Source organism: Streptomyces sp. NPDC053426, assembly GCF_055585405.1.
Genome location: NZ_JBVJKE010000016.1, coordinates 206,253 through 221,595 on the forward strand (window position 1 = coordinate 206,253; position 15,343 = coordinate 221,595).

At 68.4% G+C, this 15,343-nt stretch carries 14 protein-coding genes and 3 pseudogenes; 11 read left to right on the plus strand and 6 right to left on the minus strand.

The annotated features are described in order from the left end of the window. The first annotated feature begins 165 nt into the window (after nt 1-165). The 4 genes and pseudogenes from ACZ62B_RS29550 to ACZ62B_RS29565 all read left to right on the plus strand — a co-directional run bounded on the left by ACZ62B_RS29550 (nt 166) and on the right by ACZ62B_RS29565 (nt 3,447). Nucleotides 166-1,464: a sensor histidine kinase gene (locus tag ACZ62B_RS29550; RefSeq protein ID WP_469692720.1), complete on the plus strand. Its 1,299-nt coding sequence runs from the start codon at nt 166-168 to the stop codon at nt 1,462-1,464. After that, nucleotides 1,461-2,147, plus strand: a complete 687-nt coding sequence (locus ACZ62B_RS29555; protein ID WP_468722302.1) for a response regulator — start codon at nt 1,461-1,463, stop codon at nt 2,145-2,147. The genes ACZ62B_RS29550 and ACZ62B_RS29555 overlap by 4 nt, the downstream gene beginning before the upstream one ends. Nucleotides 2,148-2,208: 61 nt before the next feature. Then, nucleotides 2,209-2,526: pseudogene (locus tag ACZ62B_RS29560) on the plus strand (inositol monophosphatase family protein); the annotation flags it as partial. Nucleotides 2,527-2,901: 375 nt separating this feature from the next. Next, nucleotides 2,902-3,447, plus strand: a complete 546-nt coding sequence (locus ACZ62B_RS29565) for a hypothetical protein (RefSeq protein WP_469692722.1) — start codon at nt 2,902-2,904, stop codon at nt 3,445-3,447. A gap of 161 nt (nt 3,448-3,608) precedes the next feature. Here ACZ62B_RS29565 and ACZ62B_RS29570 read toward each other — a convergent pair whose 3' ends face one another. Together ACZ62B_RS29570 and ACZ62B_RS29575 are read right to left on the minus strand one after the other, a co-directional pair. Next, the gene (locus ACZ62B_RS29570; RefSeq protein WP_469692724.1) at nt 3,609-4,595 is read right to left on the minus strand and encodes a hypothetical protein; all 987 of its coding nucleotides are present in this window, start codon (nt 4,593-4,595) and stop codon (nt 3,609-3,611) included. 588 nt (nt 4,596-5,183) lie between these two features. After that, nucleotides 5,184-5,753 (minus strand): DUF3885 domain-containing protein, encoded by a 570-nt coding sequence (locus ACZ62B_RS29575; protein WP_469692725.1) that lies wholly within the window; start codon nt 5,751-5,753, stop codon nt 5,184-5,186. 193 nt (nt 5,754-5,946) lie between these two features. Here ACZ62B_RS29575 and ACZ62B_RS29580 point away from each other — a divergent pair, with 193 nt between their 5' ends. The 3 genes from ACZ62B_RS29580 (at nt 5,947) to ACZ62B_RS29590 (ending at nt 7,874) form a co-directional block, all read left to right on the plus strand. Next, nucleotides 5,947-6,402, plus strand: coding sequence for a DUF6228 family protein (locus ACZ62B_RS29580; RefSeq protein ID WP_344566543.1), 456 nt, complete (start codon nt 5,947-5,949; stop codon nt 6,400-6,402). Next, nucleotides 6,399-6,863, plus strand: coding sequence for a hypothetical protein (locus ACZ62B_RS29585; RefSeq protein ID WP_469692727.1), 465 nt, complete (start codon nt 6,399-6,401; stop codon nt 6,861-6,863). The genes ACZ62B_RS29580 and ACZ62B_RS29585 overlap by 4 nt, the downstream gene beginning before the upstream one ends. 501 nt (nt 6,864-7,364) lie before the next feature. Beyond that, on the plus strand, nt 7,365-7,874 hold the full coding sequence (locus ACZ62B_RS29590; protein WP_469692728.1) for a hypothetical protein: 510 nt from the start codon (nt 7,365-7,367) through the stop codon (nt 7,872-7,874). A gap of 1,323 nt (nt 7,875-9,197) precedes the next feature. On the opposite strand, the gene ACZ62B_RS29595 is transcribed toward ACZ62B_RS29590, so the two are convergent. Further along, entirely contained in the window at nt 9,198-10,001 is an 804-nt protein-coding gene (locus ACZ62B_RS29595; RefSeq protein WP_468722312.1) for an SAM-dependent methyltransferase, read from the minus strand. 133 nt (nt 10,002-10,134) lie between these two features. Between ACZ62B_RS29595 and ACZ62B_RS29600 the strand changes: the two genes are divergently transcribed. Both ACZ62B_RS29600 and ACZ62B_RS29605 read left to right on the plus strand, forming a co-directional pair. After that, a complete protein-coding gene (locus tag ACZ62B_RS29600) occupies nt 10,135-10,926 on the plus strand; it encodes an MmyB family transcriptional regulator (protein WP_469692730.1) in 792 nt (263 codons plus the stop codon). Between the two features lie 347 nt (nt 10,927-11,273). Next, nucleotides 11,274-11,750 carry a hypothetical protein gene (locus tag ACZ62B_RS29605; RefSeq protein WP_344566529.1) on the plus strand — a complete coding sequence of 159 codons (477 nt, stop codon included), beginning with the start codon at nt 11,274-11,276 and terminating at the stop codon, nt 11,748-11,750. 1,025 nt (nt 11,751-12,775) lie between these two features. Here the strand turns inward: ACZ62B_RS29605 and ACZ62B_RS29610 are convergent. The 3 genes and pseudogenes from ACZ62B_RS29610 to ACZ62B_RS29620 form a co-directional block, all read right to left on the minus strand. Then, nucleotides 12,776-13,201 carry a CBS domain-containing protein gene (locus ACZ62B_RS29610; protein ID WP_469692731.1) on the minus strand — a complete coding sequence of 142 codons (426 nt, stop codon included), beginning with the start codon at nt 13,199-13,201 and terminating at the stop codon, nt 12,776-12,778. Nucleotides 13,202-13,315: 114 nt separating this feature from the next. Further along, nucleotides 13,316-13,513 (minus strand): annotated as a pseudogene (locus ACZ62B_RS29615) (hypothetical protein); the annotation flags it as partial. A 61-nt stretch (nt 13,514-13,574) separates the two neighbouring features. Further along, a complete protein-coding gene (locus ACZ62B_RS29620) occupies nt 13,575-14,156 on the minus strand; it encodes a hypothetical protein (protein WP_469692733.1) in 582 nt (193 codons plus the stop codon). Nucleotides 14,157-14,438: 282 nt separating this feature from the next. Here ACZ62B_RS29620 and ACZ62B_RS29625 point away from each other — a divergent pair. Beyond that, a pseudogene (locus ACZ62B_RS29625) lies at nt 14,439-14,885 on the plus strand (hypothetical protein); the annotation flags it as partial. Nucleotides 14,886-14,978: 93 nt separating this feature from the next. Further along, nucleotides 14,979-15,343: IS6 family transposase (locus tag ACZ62B_RS29630; protein WP_469692746.1), on the plus strand; the 365-nt coding region annotated here is incomplete at its 3' end.

A 15,343-nucleotide genomic window follows, 5' to 3' on the forward strand; every position in this document is an offset into this window, starting at 1 on the left:
CCTAGAGGTGCCGCGTACGGGGCGCGTCGGCCGCGGAACCGACATCAGGCCCTTCCCGCGGAGGAATCGGCCGCGGAGTCATACCTGAGAAGTACGCCTCCGGGACAATGCCCCTGGCCGGACAGGCGGACGCGGGCCGGGCGGAGGGTGCAGCACAATGCACGGATGGTGACGGAAGACCGGTACGGCCGGCCTCAGCGACTCATCGACGCGCTACGCCCGGAGGCGAAGGCCGCCCCGCTGTCCCGGCGAGCGGTGCGCGCCGATGTGGTGCTGGCGTTCGTACTGACCGTCATCGCCCTGTTCGTGGCGGTGCGCCATCCCGGCGAGGGGCCGGTGAACATCAACCCCCCTACGGTGGACGGCGGGACCGGGATCCCGGCCCCGCCCCCGCCGCCCGACCCCGGTCAGGTGCCCGTGGAGGAAGAACCCTCCTCTGTCCCCTGGGCCCTGGTCGTCCTGTCGACGCTGCCGCTGGCAGCCCGGCGCCGGTATCCGCTGACCCTGTTCGTGGTGGTGCTGGGCGCAGCACTGGCCATTGGCAGCTCCGCCTCCTGGATCACCGTCCTGGCCTGTGTCATCGGCGCCTACAGCGCCGTCGTGCACAGCCGTTACCGGATCACGGCGATCGCCGTCCTGGTGATCGCCGCCGCGCTGTCCGGTTTCGCTTTCCGCAACGCGGAACCCGTGCTCCCCGGCTGGTCCAGCCCGGGATTCGTACTCCTGGTGGCCGGGATGCTGGCCAGCCTCGTCCGCTTCCTGCAACTGAGACTGGCCTCCAGCCGGGACCGGGTCACAGAACTGCAGGAGGCCCAGGAGGAGGCCATGCGCCGGGCCGTCGAGGAGGAACGTGCCCGCATCGCCGCCGAGTTGCACGACGTCGTGACCCACAATGTGAGCGTGATGGTGATCCAGGCGGGCGCGGCGCGCAAAGTGATGGACGTGCTGCCCGAGCAGTCGAAGGAGGCGCTGTTGGCCGTCGAGGCGGGCGGTCGGGCCGCTATGGCCGAACTGCGCCATGCGATGGGGCTGTTGGCCGCCCCGGACCACGAGAGGCCCGACGGTCTGGAGCCCCAGCCCGGGCTCGCGCGGCTCGACGCCCTGGTCGCACGGGTACGCGCCGCCGGGACGCCCGTGAGCGTCGGACTGTCGCTGCCGCCGCAACCGCTGCCGGCGGGCGTGGACCTCGCGGCGTATCGCGTCGTACAGGAGGCGCTGACCAACACGATCAAACATGCGCGCGGCGCGCAGGCGTCCGTCGCCATCGGTCACACCGACACCTGTCTGGAGATCGAGATCACGGACACCGGTGGCGCCGGGGATTCCCCGCCGGTGCAGAGCAACGGCCGTGGCCACATGGGGCTGCGCGAGCGGTTGGCCGTCTACAAGGGCGAGCTGACGGCCGGACCGACGCCGACCGGCGGCTACCGGGTGACGGCCCGCATCCCACGGAGCGCGGTATGACCGCGGACCGGCCACCTCTGCGCGCCGTCATCGCCGACGATCAAGCCCTCGTACGCACCGGTTTCAAGATGATCCTGGCTGCGGACGGCATCGAAGTGACGGCCGAGGCCGCCGACGGGACCGAGGCCGTCGCAGCGGTTCGCCGTACGCGGCCCGACGTCGTCCTCATGGACATCCGGATGCCGGAGACGGACGGCATCGAGGCCACCAGGCGCATCGTCGGCGACACCGGCCCGGCCGGAACGCGGGTCATGATCCTCACCACGTACGACCTCGACCACTACGTCTACGCCGCGCTCACGGCCGGTGCCAGCGGCTTCCTGCTCAAGGACGTCACCCCCGAACATCTGGTGGCCGCCTTACGCCTGGTGCAGACCGGCGACGCTCTCCTCGCACCCACGATCACCCGCCGCCTGATCGAACGCTTCGCCCATCACGACGAACCACGGACCATCGCCCCGCACCGTGATCTGTCCGCCCTGACCCCGCGGGAACTCGAGGTACTCCGCCTGCTCGCGACGGGCCTCAGCAACGCCGAACTCGCCTCCCGGCTCTTCCTCAGCCCGACCACGGTCAAGAGCCACGTCGGCCGCATCCTGTCGAAGCTGGACCTGCGCGACCGCGTCCAGGCCGTCGTCTTCGCCTACGAGACGGGGCTGATCGCCCCGGGCGGGGGCGCCTAGCCAGTGCTTCGTCCGGGAAGGCTCGCCGAGGCGACAGCTGCGCCTCGACAGTCTGCACGGCGTGATCGGCTCCTACGCGAGCTCCGACGATGCCGCAGTCGCGACAGCCGGGGCGCGGGCCGGCGCGGACGTGGTCCGCAGCATGTACGGCCGGCGGCTCAGCCGTATCGACAAGGGTGCCGCGGACTTCGCCACCGCCGCCGACGCTGTGCGCCAGTGGTTGGTGGATCCCCTGTGCGGCACGCTGAACTACGCCGTCGGCAACATGCTGGTGGCCGTCAACGTGGCGCCGCGCGACGGGGCGGTGGCCGACCCGTTCAGCGGCGAGGTCTTTTTCACCGACGGGGAGACCGCCTGGGTGCGGTACGACGGGGCCGATGGGTCAGGTGCGGGGCGGGTGCGGCTGGGCCAGGAACCCGGTGCCGGTGCCGGTGCTGCCGCTGGAGGTCGACGCGGTCCTCGAGGAAGTCGGCCAGGTGCACCGGGTACGGCGGGTCGCCGTGCGGGCGCTTGCTCCACAGGCGGCTGCGCACGAGCTGCGCGGCAGCGTCGTCGGGGATCGCCGGGACGCCTCGGATGATCGCACGGCAGTGAGCGGCGTGCGCGTTGGCGAGGTCGGCGGCCTCCGTCTCCGCCGGCCGGACGCGGCGGTCCTTGCGGGCCGCGCGGTAGGCGCAGCCCGGGCGCGCCGCGACACCGGACGAAGCAGCGCCGACGCTGAGAGACCCTTCCCATCGGGTCCTACGCTTCGCGGATGACCTATGAAGAGCTGTGCCGGGAACCGATAGCGGCACTTCCGGAAGGCGAGCCCGAGACGTCCTTCGGCGGGCGCTGGGAGGACCGGCTCTGGTTGAACGTACCTGGCCCCTTCTGCACCGGCATCACCGACAACTGTTGGACGGGCCGGCTGCACGCACCGCGTCATGTGCTCTACGGCGGCGAGTACTTCGGTGAATATGTGTATCGTCAGCCGGCGACCACGGCCGAGGTCATGAACCTGATGGCAGCAGCCCAGGAAGATCCGTACCGTGGCTGTGCCTGCGACGGCGACAGCCGATGGACACCCGAGGCTGTTCGGGACTGGTGGCGCGACCGTGGGCGGATCACCGAGTACCTGGAGTCCCTCCTGCCCGGATGGTCGTCCAGCGACAGGCCGGACGAGCGGGAAGCCGCGGAGGGGCTGAGGGACTTCGCCGCCTACATCACTGAAGGGCTCGGCGCGGACCTCCAGAAGTACCTCTTCCGGCTTGAAGAGGGCCGCTGGCCGAAGAACTCCGGACCACTGCCTGAACTCCGATAGGCAATGACGGTCATGGGGTGCTCGGTGCTCTCGCACCTGGACACCCGCGAAGCGGGCTCAGGTACGCCGTGGTGCGGCCTCGATGACCGTGGCCGTGCCACAGCAGCCTGTCGACCTGGGAACTCCCACTCTCCGGGAGATCGTTGCCCGCACCCCAACGGTCACTTCACCGTCGGAGCCTTCGCGACTGGACCGTTGCCGCCCTCAGGCTCGATGGCCGGTGGAAGACGGCCCTTGCCGGTGGTCACCTCGCGTGTGATGTGATGCCACTGCTCTTCCCCTCCGGGCAGGGGCCAGGCCCAGGTCGGCTGTTCCGCGGTGTTCAGGTCGTGGAGGAGGCGGGTGAGCTGTGGGCCGGCGGTGGCGGCGCCGTCCGGGACGGTGGGGCCGTGGACGGCGCGGAGTTCGGCGAAGCGTTCCAGCTCGTCCTCGTAGAAGCCCACGGCGTCATCGATACGTGCGGCCAGGTCGTCGTGCGGCACCGTGCGGTGCAACTGCAGCAACGGAGGCTCGACGGACTCGGCGATCGCCGCGGCGAGTCGTGCGTGACCGTCCAGGATCAGATGACAATCCAGGCCACTGACCCTCCACAGCAGAACGGGCGGGAGTGTCCCCTCACGGACCTGCTTGCGGTATGCCTTGACCCGGCTGTCGCCCGGGCCGGGCATGGGCCGCAGCGGCAGGACCTCGAACGATGTGGAGTGGAGAAACCAGTCGATGTATCCGTCCGGATGACCCTCGACGAGCATCGAGCTCCAGTACTCGGCATGCGAAGTGGCGGCGTGGCGCCAGCGCGGGAGCGGGCTCTCGCACGAGAGCAGCCACCGGCCTTCGTGCAACGGGCTGCCCGGCGAGTCGATGAGGTACCGCGCGAAGCGGTGAGCCCACCGTTGCGGGCTGCCCGACAGGGCACGTCCCACGTCGGCGCGCAGCGGTGGGACGAAGGAGCGGTATTCGTCGGTACGCCAGAAGTCCACGCCCTGTAGGGGCTCTTCGACGACGGCGAGCAGCACAGGCCGCGACAGCTGGGAGATCAACAGCCGCGGCCCAGCGCTGAAAACGCACAGCTCCGGCTGGCGGCGGTCCCGTACGTCCAAGGACAGGCCCACCCATGTGCCGTCGTCCCGCGTGACATCACTGCGCTGCATGCCAAGAGCGTAGACGGCGACTGCGGGGCGCCGATGATGTCCTTGGCCGGCCGATTCGACCCACACACTCCACAAGCGGGTAACCCCGCCGGAAACACTCGCGGTGCTCGTTGAAGTTCCCCGCTTTGAAGTTTCCCGCTCACGTGAACGCCGGACCGCGTGAGACGACAAGCGGCCCTGGCCGATGTCAGAGATCTCCAGGACGCCGGCACCGACCCCCAGTGGTTCGGAGAACGCGGCGTCCCTGGGTGCACAGTGGTACTGGCGGAGGTCACGTATTCCTGACGTGCGCTGTTCCTCGGCTCTCGGCCTGTCGTTGTGGAAGGCACACAGACCGAGTTTCCAAGGCCACGGAGTCCGCGAGCCACGTCAGCCGCCAGTCCCCGGCCGCGAGGCCCTCCCGTGCCGTGCTGCACCAGTCCGCACGGTGGACCAGGGCGAGATACGACGCCCGGGCCTTGTCCCAACGTGCCTTGAGCGCGGCGTCGTCGGACCAGGCGGGTTCCTCCTCGGCCAGGTACTGTCCGATATGGCGGACATGAGCCTCCAGCTAAAGACCGTTCTGAGCGGGGAGGCGATTCGAGCCGGTCAGAGACCCGAGGGATGACGGGAAAGCCAGGCGGCATGCCGGTCGCGCGTCCGGTCCCGTTCTTCGGGCGTGGCGAGGAAGACGTCGGCGCCACCGTCATAGGGGTGGTGGATGCGGTGCATGCGGGTGTCGGTGATGAGGATTCCCGCCACCTTGTCGTCGGCGGTGTCCCGGAGCGACTCGTCGATGCAGCCGCGCCTCCAGGGCCGACGGATGAAGAAGAGGTGGCAGTACGTGCGGAACTCAGGGTCAGGATCGTCCTTCACCAGCAGGCTCTGCCAGTACTCCGTGCCGGGTTGCGCCGGCGGAACCCCGGCTTCGGTCGCCCAGAGCGGAGTGATCACATATACGTCCGTGCCGGCGAACAATTCATCGAGGACGGTGTTGTGACGATCGAGGACGATGGCGTACTCGCTCTCGTCCTCCGCGTACCGCTTCGACTCCGGCAGGCTGTGAAAACGTACCCAGACGTCCTGGTACGGGACGCGGAGCTTGTATCCGACCGGAGGGCAACCGGGCCAACGCCGCTGCCACAGCTCCGTCAGATCCGCTCGCCCGTCTCCAGACATCCGCCGTACTCGTCCTCTCGTGTATGAACTCACCGGCGACCATGATGCCGGTGCTCACGAGTGAGAGAAACCGACTTCTTGGCTGTCGCTTCGTCGGCTGCTGATACAGCCGGTCCAGTCCGTTGCGTTGTCGGTGCCGGTCGGCGGCGAATCCGAAGGACGGCACACGTGGTGCTGACCTAACGTTCTGCCCATGACCTCCGCGGGAGACGACACCGACGACGAGCCCAGCGTCACCGTCCGCTGCCAGGACAACGCGTCCGTCGGCGTGACGTTCTGCGACCGGTTCGGCTTCGACGCGGACTCCGTGCACTACGCCGTAGAACTGCGGGCCCCGGGTCTGACCGCTCGCGTCAACGAGGTCGTCGCCTGGATCCGGGACAGCGATCTCGCCCCGTTCCTGGAAGAACTCGCCGCCGACCACCGGGGATGGGACGGCGAACGGAGCTGGCAGACCAACGACCGGGACCTGGCGGTGTCGGCCGTCTTCCGGTCCGGCGGGCACGTCGGGTTGACCTGGACCCTGCGGCCATGGCCGAAGGCCGTCGGCGGCTGGGGCGCATCGGTGACCACCTGGCTGGAGGCCGGCGAGCAGATGGCTTCCTTGGCGGCCGATGTCCGGCACTTCCTCGCCGGGGAGCAGCAGTGACATCCGGCATCCGCATCACCTGGACGCTCGGGGCACACGGACGGGCCGACTGCACCCTTGAGGATCACCGCACGACGACCGAGCTCACCGCGTCCCGCATCACCAGTGCGCCCGAGGATTTCCTGACCGCGGTGACCCGGGTCGTCGCGGGTGAGACGGAGACTCGCGTCCAGTTCGAGGCCGAGCCGACCGCCTACCGGTGGATCTTCCATCGCGAAGGCGAGGACGTCCGGAGCCGCGTGCTGGAACTGCGCGATGGCAGCGATCACGACAACAGGGGGACCGAGATCTGGTCGAGTCGGTCCGGCGTCGACCGGTTCGCCCGCGCCGTGATCCGATGCTTCGACGAAGTCGCACAGACCTATGGTGAGAGCGGCTATCGAGGCAAGTGGGGTGAGCCCTTCCCCCGAACCGAACTCGAAGCCCTCAGACGTCACTGGCGCACTCACCAGCACCCCTGAAACCTGTCCTCAGGAACAGCGCACACTGCTCAGGTTCGATGAACCGAGTCAGTCCGTACCGTCTCGCTCTTGGCCATCGACGAAGCCCGGCCGTCGGTTGGGTCCCGGACTGTTCCCGGGCCGCCCCCGGACAGAGCCGGGGATGCGACTGCGCTACGGAGCTGGGCACCTCGGATGCCGACCGCGTGCCCGCGACCCTGGCCGTAGCCACTGACAACGGCCTGCTCATGAGAAGCCGGTGGGCGTCAGTACCGGGCCGTCCGAGGCCGGTTCGACAGCGGCCGATGACGACCAACGACGACCACCAGACGCACGGTCTCATTACCTCCGACCAGCAAAAACCCAGCTCACCAAGATCCCCGGCAGGACCCAGGGCAAGAAGAAGCAGGTCCACAGCCGTAAGCCCCTGAGTCGCCGCTCCTCCACGGCACGGGGGCTTACCGGGTGGGCCCGGGCCGTGCACACCCCGTCTTCCGGATCCACTGCGCTACGCTCCGCGTCATGAAGCTGAGGGCAGCGGCCACACTGATTCTCGTCGGCGGGGGCGGCATGGCCATCGTCGCGGCAACGGGGGTGTGGGCGTTGTCGGGTGGGCTCTACGGTTGTACCAGGGCTGACGAAGAGCTCGCCCCCACACTGGCGTCCTTGTCCATCCTCGACGCGCATCCGGGCCAGACGCAACCCGAGGACGAGCGGTACTCCGGATGCGATGAGGACGACGGATTCGCCTACGCCGGGCAGTACTACCGACTCACGACCTCCCGGGCCAACGTGCTGGCTTTCTATCGCAAGGCCGCCGCAGAGGACGGCTGGCGGCTCAAGGACGCCAACCCTTCACCGTCCCCGGCACCCGACAGCCTCGCGATCGACACTTCATCGCTCTGCTTCGAGAAGCCCGCCGCGGGCACTACCGCCCATCTCGCTGTGTGGTTCCCCAGTGATCTCGGGGACAGTCCCGACGACTACGGCTTGGAAGTCACAGCCAGCCATGACGGCACTGCCTGGTGCTGACCCGGCACCGTCACGTCCGAGGGAACCGAGACGATTCCTCTGAAACGGGTGTACGCGAGCGGGCAAGGCGTCCCGGGCGTGTGGAGACGTCGTGTCATCATCGGGTGATGCTGACTGAGGAGGAAGCGCGCCGACTTGTGCTGGCCGAGATCAACGACTCACGAGGCAACGTCGAGTACGACCTGCAGATCCTGCGCGTAGGAGCCCTGTCATTCGGGTGGATCTTCTACTGGGGAGCAGTCCGGGACGACCAGAGCGGCCGGCGCCCTCGGCTGGGAGGCAACGGCCCTTTCCTGGTGGATCGAGAGAACGGGCGGTTGATCCGAACGGCCACCAGCGTTCCCGTAGCCCGTCAAGTCGCTGACTACGAACGCCGACTACGGCGCGAAGCCCATGCCCGGAACGTGGCAGTGAAACGAACTGCACAGCAGCCATGAGTGTCCAACTGCGTGACAACGCCGACGCACACCGGCGGACGGGCCTGGACGTCTGCGGACCACCAGCACGGGTGAGGAGCACGCCAGCCCAAGGCCGCAGCCTCACCCGAGTTGCTTCGGGCGAAGAGACCGTGGGATCAAATCCCGCCCCCGACAGCTGAAGCGGCAGAGCTCAGGGCCGGTTTCCTGCACGGGAAACCGGCCCCGATGCGTCGTGCGCCCTATGCGTACCCTCCTCGGCCGGGGAGCTTCGCCGGCTGCGCCTCCAGCAGGGGCCACGGAAGCGTGTCCGTGGGCCCGTCTGCCGGGCCGCTGTACGGCCAAGGCGCATGAAGAGTGCTCGGTTCTCCGAACGTCGCCTCCAGCAAGAGGCGGGACGAAGGCGGGCAGGATGTGTTGAGCCTCCGGCGGTGGGGCGCCCAGACGTTCGACAAGGTCTCCACGTCGGTACAGCAGCGCCGCACCACAACCCCAGTGACCGCTCCGGCTATGACTACGGATCAGAAGACTTCTGACATCCACGGCACCGGACGGAGGCATACACCAGCACCTCTGTCCGGCTGTCGCACCAGTCGACGAAAGCCACCGCAGCGGGCCCGGATCGAACTCCTGAAGCGGATGTCGCAGGTTCGAATCCTGTTGGGACACAGAGAAATACCGGGTGAGAGTCTCTTCCGTCCAGTGGGTGGTGCCTTCGTGCTTTCGGCACGCACACGGTCCCGGATGCCACCGGTGCACTCAGGCTCCGATCGGCGCCCCGCGCGGCCGCCGCCGACCCGGACCCGTAGAACTTCCAGGCGTTCTCGAGCGGTTCGGCGGGCACCGTCGCGCGCCACGCCCTTCCCGAGCCGGGTACCTTTGCGGGACTACCGAGCGGCAGGCCGGGTCACTTCTTGACCGCGATACCGCAGACGGAGACGTCGGCCGTGTCCTCCCCGGACCGGTCGGCGTCCGGGCGCCAGGCGGCCGTGGACACGACTCCCGGCTCCATCAGCTCCAGCCCGGCGAAGAAGGAGGCGATCTCCTGCGGTGACCGCAGGTGGTAGGTGTTGGCCGACTGTTCGTTGTAGACCCCGACCGCGGTGTTGAGTGCCCCGTTGGTGTTCGTGCCGTCGCTCAGGGCCAGGTAGCTGCCCGAGGGCAGGGCCGACATCAGCGTGCTCACCAGGTCGGCGGGACGCTCGGCGTCAGAGATCTGCCCCATGATGCCCAGCATGGTCAGGGCGACCGGGCGGCTGAGGTCCAGGGTCTTCGCTGCTTCGGCAAGGATGCGTTCCGGGTCCCTGACGTCGGCGTCGATGTAGGCGCAGGCTCCCTCGGTGCTGCTGGTGAGCAGGGCCTGCGCGTGCACCAGGACGAGGGGGTCGTTGTCGACGTACACGATGCGGCTCTCCGGCGCGATGCGCTGGGCCAGTTCGTGCGTGTTGTCAGCGGTGGGCAGTCCGGTGCCGATGTCGAGGAACTGGCGGACACCGGCCTCGCCCGCCAGGAAGCGCACGGCACGCGCGAGGAACCCCCGCTGCAGCCGCGCGACGGCGGCGAACTCCGGGAAAGTCTTCAGGATGACCTCACCGGCCTCACTGTCGGCAGGGTAATTGTCCTTGCCTCCCAGCAGATAGTTCCAGACACGGGCGGAGTGCGGGCGATCGGTCTGCAGCCTGGCCCTGACTTCTTCACGCGGATGGGTCATGGGGAAAGCTTCACACGGAGATGTGGCTCCGTAGAGCAACTACCGGGATACCGGTTCGACTTCGTTCGGGCTGAGGAACGCCGCCAGGGCCGCGCCGGAACCCGCCGCCGACCAGCTCACCGGCGCAGCCGAGATGGCACAGATCGGCGGCATCGTGGCCTCCACCCTGTGCGCCCGCATCTCCCGCGACCAGCGCGACGTCCCGCCACCGCAGGCCACACTCAACGGCCGCAGCCTGTGGGTCCGCACGGTCGCCCAGGACTGGGCGGAAGAACGCGACCGCTCACCCTCACGCCGCCGTGACGTCGCCGTTCCGCCCCGCATCCACTGGTTGCTGGACTCCGTCACGATGTCCGCCGCCTCCGTCCGCAACGGCCGCTTGGACGTCATCGCCCACAACGCGCTCGGCCGCGCCCTGCACGCGCCGATGTCCGACAGCCCCACCACCGACAAAAGCGGCCGTCCCAACTCCGCCCGGTACCACTTCCTCGACTGGGACGCCGGCGCGGGGGCCACCGTCGCTCTGCTGCGTGCCGAGGCCGGGCGTGAACCCCACGACCGGACCCTGCGCGAGCCGATCGGCGAGCTGGAACTCACCCACCGGTCGGTGGACCTGCCCGTCTCCCAGCGGGCCGTGCACGACCCGAGTCTCTACGCCACCGAACCGGGCAGCACCTCCGAGGAACGTCTCAAGCTCCTCGCCGGTCTGGCGGCCACCCCCGACCACACCGCGAAGACCGGCACGACGGAGACTGATCCGCAGGCCGTGCCACCAGGGCCCGGCGTCTCCGAAACCGCCAGCGGTCCGGCAACCTGTCGGAACACCGTCTCCAACACCTCTTCACCCAGCCGGACACGCGCCCGGCCGGGTAGGGCCTGTGAGGTGCTCGATGGTGATCCGGCGGAAGCCGGCGATGTGATGTGACGGGGGCCGTCCGTCGGCTGGATGCCGTCGGACTTCATCCGACGGCCAACGGTCAAGACGGAACCTCGTCCACAAGCTCGCCGCGTATCAGGCCCTCACGCCCGACCGAGCGGTCTCGTTCTGGAACGATCAGTCGTCCTCAGGCCGCCCCCGACTCGCCCTCGTGTCGTATCTGCGGCTCGTCATACCTGGTGGGACGGGGCGGTACGGCCCCCTCCGGGGCGACGGTCCGGTTGTTCCGAGCAGCCTCATGCCGTGGCGGGCATGACTCGGGAGGCGCGCTCTGCGCCGAAGCGGCGTGGTGGACTCCCCTCCGCGCGCCGGCCACCCAGGACAGGAGGAAGCCCATGCCGATGTTTCGGATGACGTTGAGCCACAGGGGCGCCAGCTCCGCGGTGTTGGACACCGCCTCCCAGATGAGCATCGGTACTACCGCGATGGAGATGCCCGAGACCAGCGCGATCCGTCTGGCTGTCGTCAACCGCCTCCGTCCCTGGGGCGTGCTGGGCGAGAAGGCGCGGCCGCACAGCCAGCCCGCGACCACCGCCGCGAGGAAAAACGGAACGATGATGGACAGGTACGGCCGCTCACCGTCCTCCGATATCAGCGAGGCGAGAATCATGACGGTGGACAGAAGACCGAAGCATCCCCACGCGCCACAGGCCGCGCTTGCCTCCGTCGGCTTGGCCGATGTGGTCGTCGAAGCCTTCGATGAGGGGGATCGCGTACTGCTTGACGTCGATCGCGTCGGGATGCGTCGCGCCGATTCCGTGGAGCGTTCCGGCCCGCGCACGGAGAGTGAGGGCTTCCGCCCGGTCCAGTAGGTTCGGGTGTGCCGACGTACGTACGTCGTTCTCCCGTTGGGCAGGCGGCGCTTGTGGCCGCGTACCGACACGGGGGTCCTGCGTTTTCTCGCCACTCGGTTCTCCCCGGGCCGGACCATGCTCACGGCTCCCGGTGGAGCCGTTCCTTCCGAGAGGTACTTTATATTGCAACGACTTCGGGGATATTCGCAGGTCATGGGCCTCGTTGGGCAATCCGATCCGTGGGTCACATGGCTCACCTGGAGTGAGAGTCAGGGCGATGGCACGGGCACGGCGGCGGGAGCATGAGCGGCGCGCTGGACAACAGCGGCAGCGCACCGGACCGAGGACCTGCTGCAGACCGCCCCGGCGAAGGCGTGGCCTGACTGATCCGTTTCGGAATGCGGTGCGTAGCCGTATCAAGTGGACGATGATGCAGACGAGTTGGAGGAGTCCTTGAGCTCTTTGCAGCCTCACGCTGATGCGTGTGAAGGACGAATACGGCTTTCACGATCGTGGTGGTCCGGTTGGTGCCGCACCGGAGTCTCCGCAGGCGTCGCCGGCCCTTGAACGGCACGCGGACCGGTCGGCCGGCACCCTGGTACGCCTTGCCCGTCCAGCATCTGATCCTGGCTTTGGTGAACGCGTCGATGATGCCGTGATCGCGGGCACGCGGGTCCGGTACCGGCGGAGGGAGCGGGCCGGGCAACGGCGGCAGGGCGTTCACCAGCGCGGTCTTGTCGTCTGAAGGCGCTCGGTGCCAACGGATTTGCTCGGGCGGTCGGCGACTTGGTGCCGCACGTCGCCGCTGTCCCGGACTGACCTCGAAGAACAAGCCGAAGGGAAACAGGCGGTACTCGGCGAGGCCGGGCGGCTTCGGGCCGCTCACCGCCGAACGCTCCTGGAAGCGATCGGCACCCACCGTCGTGAAGCGCACGACGTCGCCGGCGGGACGAGCGCGAAGCCCGCCAGGCAGCCGGACAGGGGCGGTCCTGCCCGGCTGCCTGCGCAGGCCGCTCAGCGTCGGCTGGCAGACGCGGCAACGGTCAGGCGTATACCCGCTCGACGAACTGGGCGAGTTGATTGTCGGACAGGTGATGGGCCAGATCGGCTTCGCTGATCATGCCGACGAGGCGCTTGTTGTGGTCGATCACCGGCAGGCGGCGGATCTGGCTGTTCTCCATTTCCCGCAGCACCTCCTCCACGCTCGCATCGGTGCTGATCCAGCGCGGGGTGCCCTTGCACAACTCGCCTGCGGTGACCTGGGCGGGGTCATGCCCGGCAGCGACACAGCCGACCACGATGTCCCGGTCCGTGATGATCCCGCACATGCGTTCGTTGGGATCCTGGGGGTCGCTGACGGGCAGTGCGCCTACGTTGAGTTCCCGCATGAGTTGGGCGGCGCGGTCCAGGGTCTCGGTGGCGGGGATCCACTGTGCCCCGGGGTGCATGATGTCGGCGGCCGTGGTCATGGGCGTGTTCCTCTCTGCCGGCTCGGTCGACTTCATCGTCCGCAGAGGGTCCCGACCGAGCGAGCAGTGTGCGTCATCCGGGTGAATCTCGGTGACGCGGCCGCCTCAACCAGGTCCAGGCCGCCCGTTGCCGCGGCCGCTTCCCATGCCCTTGAGCAGCGACAGGCGGAACCCGGTGATCTTGGCGTTGTCCTTGGGCGGCAGGTCCGCCGGTGCCTCGGCCAGGCGCCGGACGAGTCGCTCGGCCCAGCTCAGGGGACAGCCCTGCTCGGAGGTCGGGATGTCGATGCCGGTGCGCAGCTTGCCGATCCGTGCCCTCGGCTTTGGATTTCGGGCTTTCTGGTCCTCGCCGGTTGGGCGGTGTGTGCCCGGTTTACTCGTTGCGCACGATGTCGAGGGCGGCGCGCACGAGTTCGAGAGCGAGGTCGAGGGCGTCCTCGTCGGCGAGGGGGCAGTTGATCTTGTAGGGGTCGGAGGGCGCGACGTTGCGGTACTGGATGTGTGGGTTGTCCTCCTTGCCGAGGTGCTCGATGTCGTCAGGGCCGAGGCGTACGGTCATGCCGCCGTTGCTGGGGCGGAGGTAGGCGACCGCCCCGTAGCGCTGGGGACCGTCGTCGCGGATCATCAGGTAGTCGGCGAGGCCGTCGAAGGTCTTGGAGGAGCGGCCGAATGCCACGACGACGTCCTCTTCGTCCAGCACGCGCATGATGAACCGTTCGGTCAGGAAGGTGCGCACGTCGTTCTTGCCGGCCCGTCCGTAGATGAACTTCATCAGGGCCACATGGTCTTCAGGCGTCAGGGAAGCGGAGCCGTCAGGTGCCGCCGTCTCACGGGCGGGTTCTGTTGCCTCGTCCGGAGAGGCGGCGTTGTCCTCTGCGGGCATTGGTTCCGTGCCGACGCCGGCCAGGTGCTCGTACTCCACGATCTCCTGCGGTGAGCCCTCGATGATGCGCACGGCGGACGGTCCTCTCGTCGGTGGACGGACGGGCACGCCCCGCCTCGCCTCAGCACTTTAGCCAAAGTAGCCGATTCGGAGAACGGCTTTGGAGAAAGCTCTTGGTGGTGTGGTGGGTCCAGCTCCAGCCGAGGCGTCAGTGGTCGTTTCCGGGCTGCTCGCATGAGCGTGTTGGAACCTTCCGCGGATTCGATCCGCCCGTCGCCCGAACACACGGTGCGCAAGCTGCTGGAGTCGGCGCTTGAGCAGGCGACGTCTGTGGATGTGGAGGCCGCGTTCGCGATGCGCTACGGACGCTGCGCGGCAGAGGCGGTCCTCAGGGACGACCTGCAAGGGCTGGTCTCCTTGGCGACGACAGCATCTCCCTCGACCAGGTGTGCGACCTCTTGGACCGGGAGTTCGAGCCGCTCATCGCTTCACTGCTGGAACGCGACGGACACGAGGTGCAGCGCGCGCACGGCGGTGCCGGCGACAGAGGAGCGGACGTCATCACCACCGGAGAAAACGGTGAGCGGATCGTCGTGCAGTAAGGGCTACGACCACCGCCACTTGCGGCAATGGCTGTCCCAGCGCGGTGTCCGGTACCGCATCACCCGCAAGGGCGTCGAGGCGTTCCAGCGGCTCGGCCTGCACCGTTGGACCATCGAACGCACCACGGCCTGCCTTGCCGGCTGCCGCCGTCTCCAGAGTCGACTGCGTGATCTGCCGTCCCGTGTCGGTAGCTACTTCCTGCTGGCGATGTGTCTCTTTCCCGAAGTCGGATACCGGCTCGTCCGGGACAAGCGGGCGGACGTGCCGGTCACTTCGCCGACTCCGAAGGCCCTGCGGAGGCGTTGTCACGTTGGCCGGCCGGCCTGGGATGATCTTGGAGTCGAGGTGATCGCGCACTGCGTGTGGCTGTACTTCCGTTTCCCGCTCAGCTTCCGCGAGGTCGAGGAGCTGATGCTCGAGCGCGGTGTGCTCGTCTCCCACGAGACGGTCCGGCGCCGGTGCGCGAAGTTCGGGCAGGTCTATGCGAACGGCCTGCGCCGCCGGCGGCCCCGGCCGGGCGACAAGTGGCACCTGGACGAGGTCTTCGTGAGGATCAACGGTGAGTCGAAGTACCTGTGGCGGGCCGTCGACGCCGACGGCGCCGTCCTTGACATCCTCGTGCAGAACCGGCGGGACAAGGCCGCGGCCCGGCGTTT

Coding starts and splice junctions, on each gene's coding strand:
- ACZ62B_RS29550 (WP_469692720.1), top strand. CDS start 166: ATGGTGACGGAAGACCGGTACGGCCGGCCTCAGCGACTCATCGACGCG.
- ACZ62B_RS29555 (WP_468722302.1), top strand. CDS start 1,461: ATGACCGCGGACCGGCCACCTCTGCGCGCCGTCATCGCCGACGATCAA.
- ACZ62B_RS29565 (WP_469692722.1), top strand. CDS start 2,902: ATGACCTATGAAGAGCTGTGCCGGGAACCGATAGCGGCACTTCCGGAA.
- ACZ62B_RS29570 (WP_469692724.1), bottom strand. CDS start 4,595: ATGCAGCGCAGTGATGTCACGCGGGACGACGGCACATGGGTGGGCCTG.
- ACZ62B_RS29575 (WP_469692725.1), bottom strand. CDS start 5,753: ATGTCTGGAGACGGGCGAGCGGATCTGACGGAGCTGTGGCAGCGGCGT.
- ACZ62B_RS29580 (WP_344566543.1), top strand. CDS start 5,947: ATGACCTCCGCGGGAGACGACACCGACGACGAGCCCAGCGTCACCGTC.
- ACZ62B_RS29590 (WP_469692728.1), top strand. CDS start 7,365: ATGAAGCTGAGGGCAGCGGCCACACTGATTCTCGTCGGCGGGGGCGGC.
- ACZ62B_RS29595 (WP_468722312.1), bottom strand. CDS start 10,001: ATGACCCATCCGCGTGAAGAAGTCAGGGCCAGGCTGCAGACCGATCGC.
- ACZ62B_RS29600 (WP_469692730.1), top strand. CDS start 10,135: ATGGCACAGATCGGCGGCATCGTGGCCTCCACCCTGTGCGCCCGCATC.
- ACZ62B_RS29605 (WP_344566529.1), top strand. CDS start 11,274: ATGCCGATGTTTCGGATGACGTTGAGCCACAGGGGCGCCAGCTCCGCG.
- ACZ62B_RS29610 (WP_469692731.1), bottom strand. CDS start 13,201: ATGACCACGGCCGCCGACATCATGCACCCCGGGGCACAGTGGATCCCC.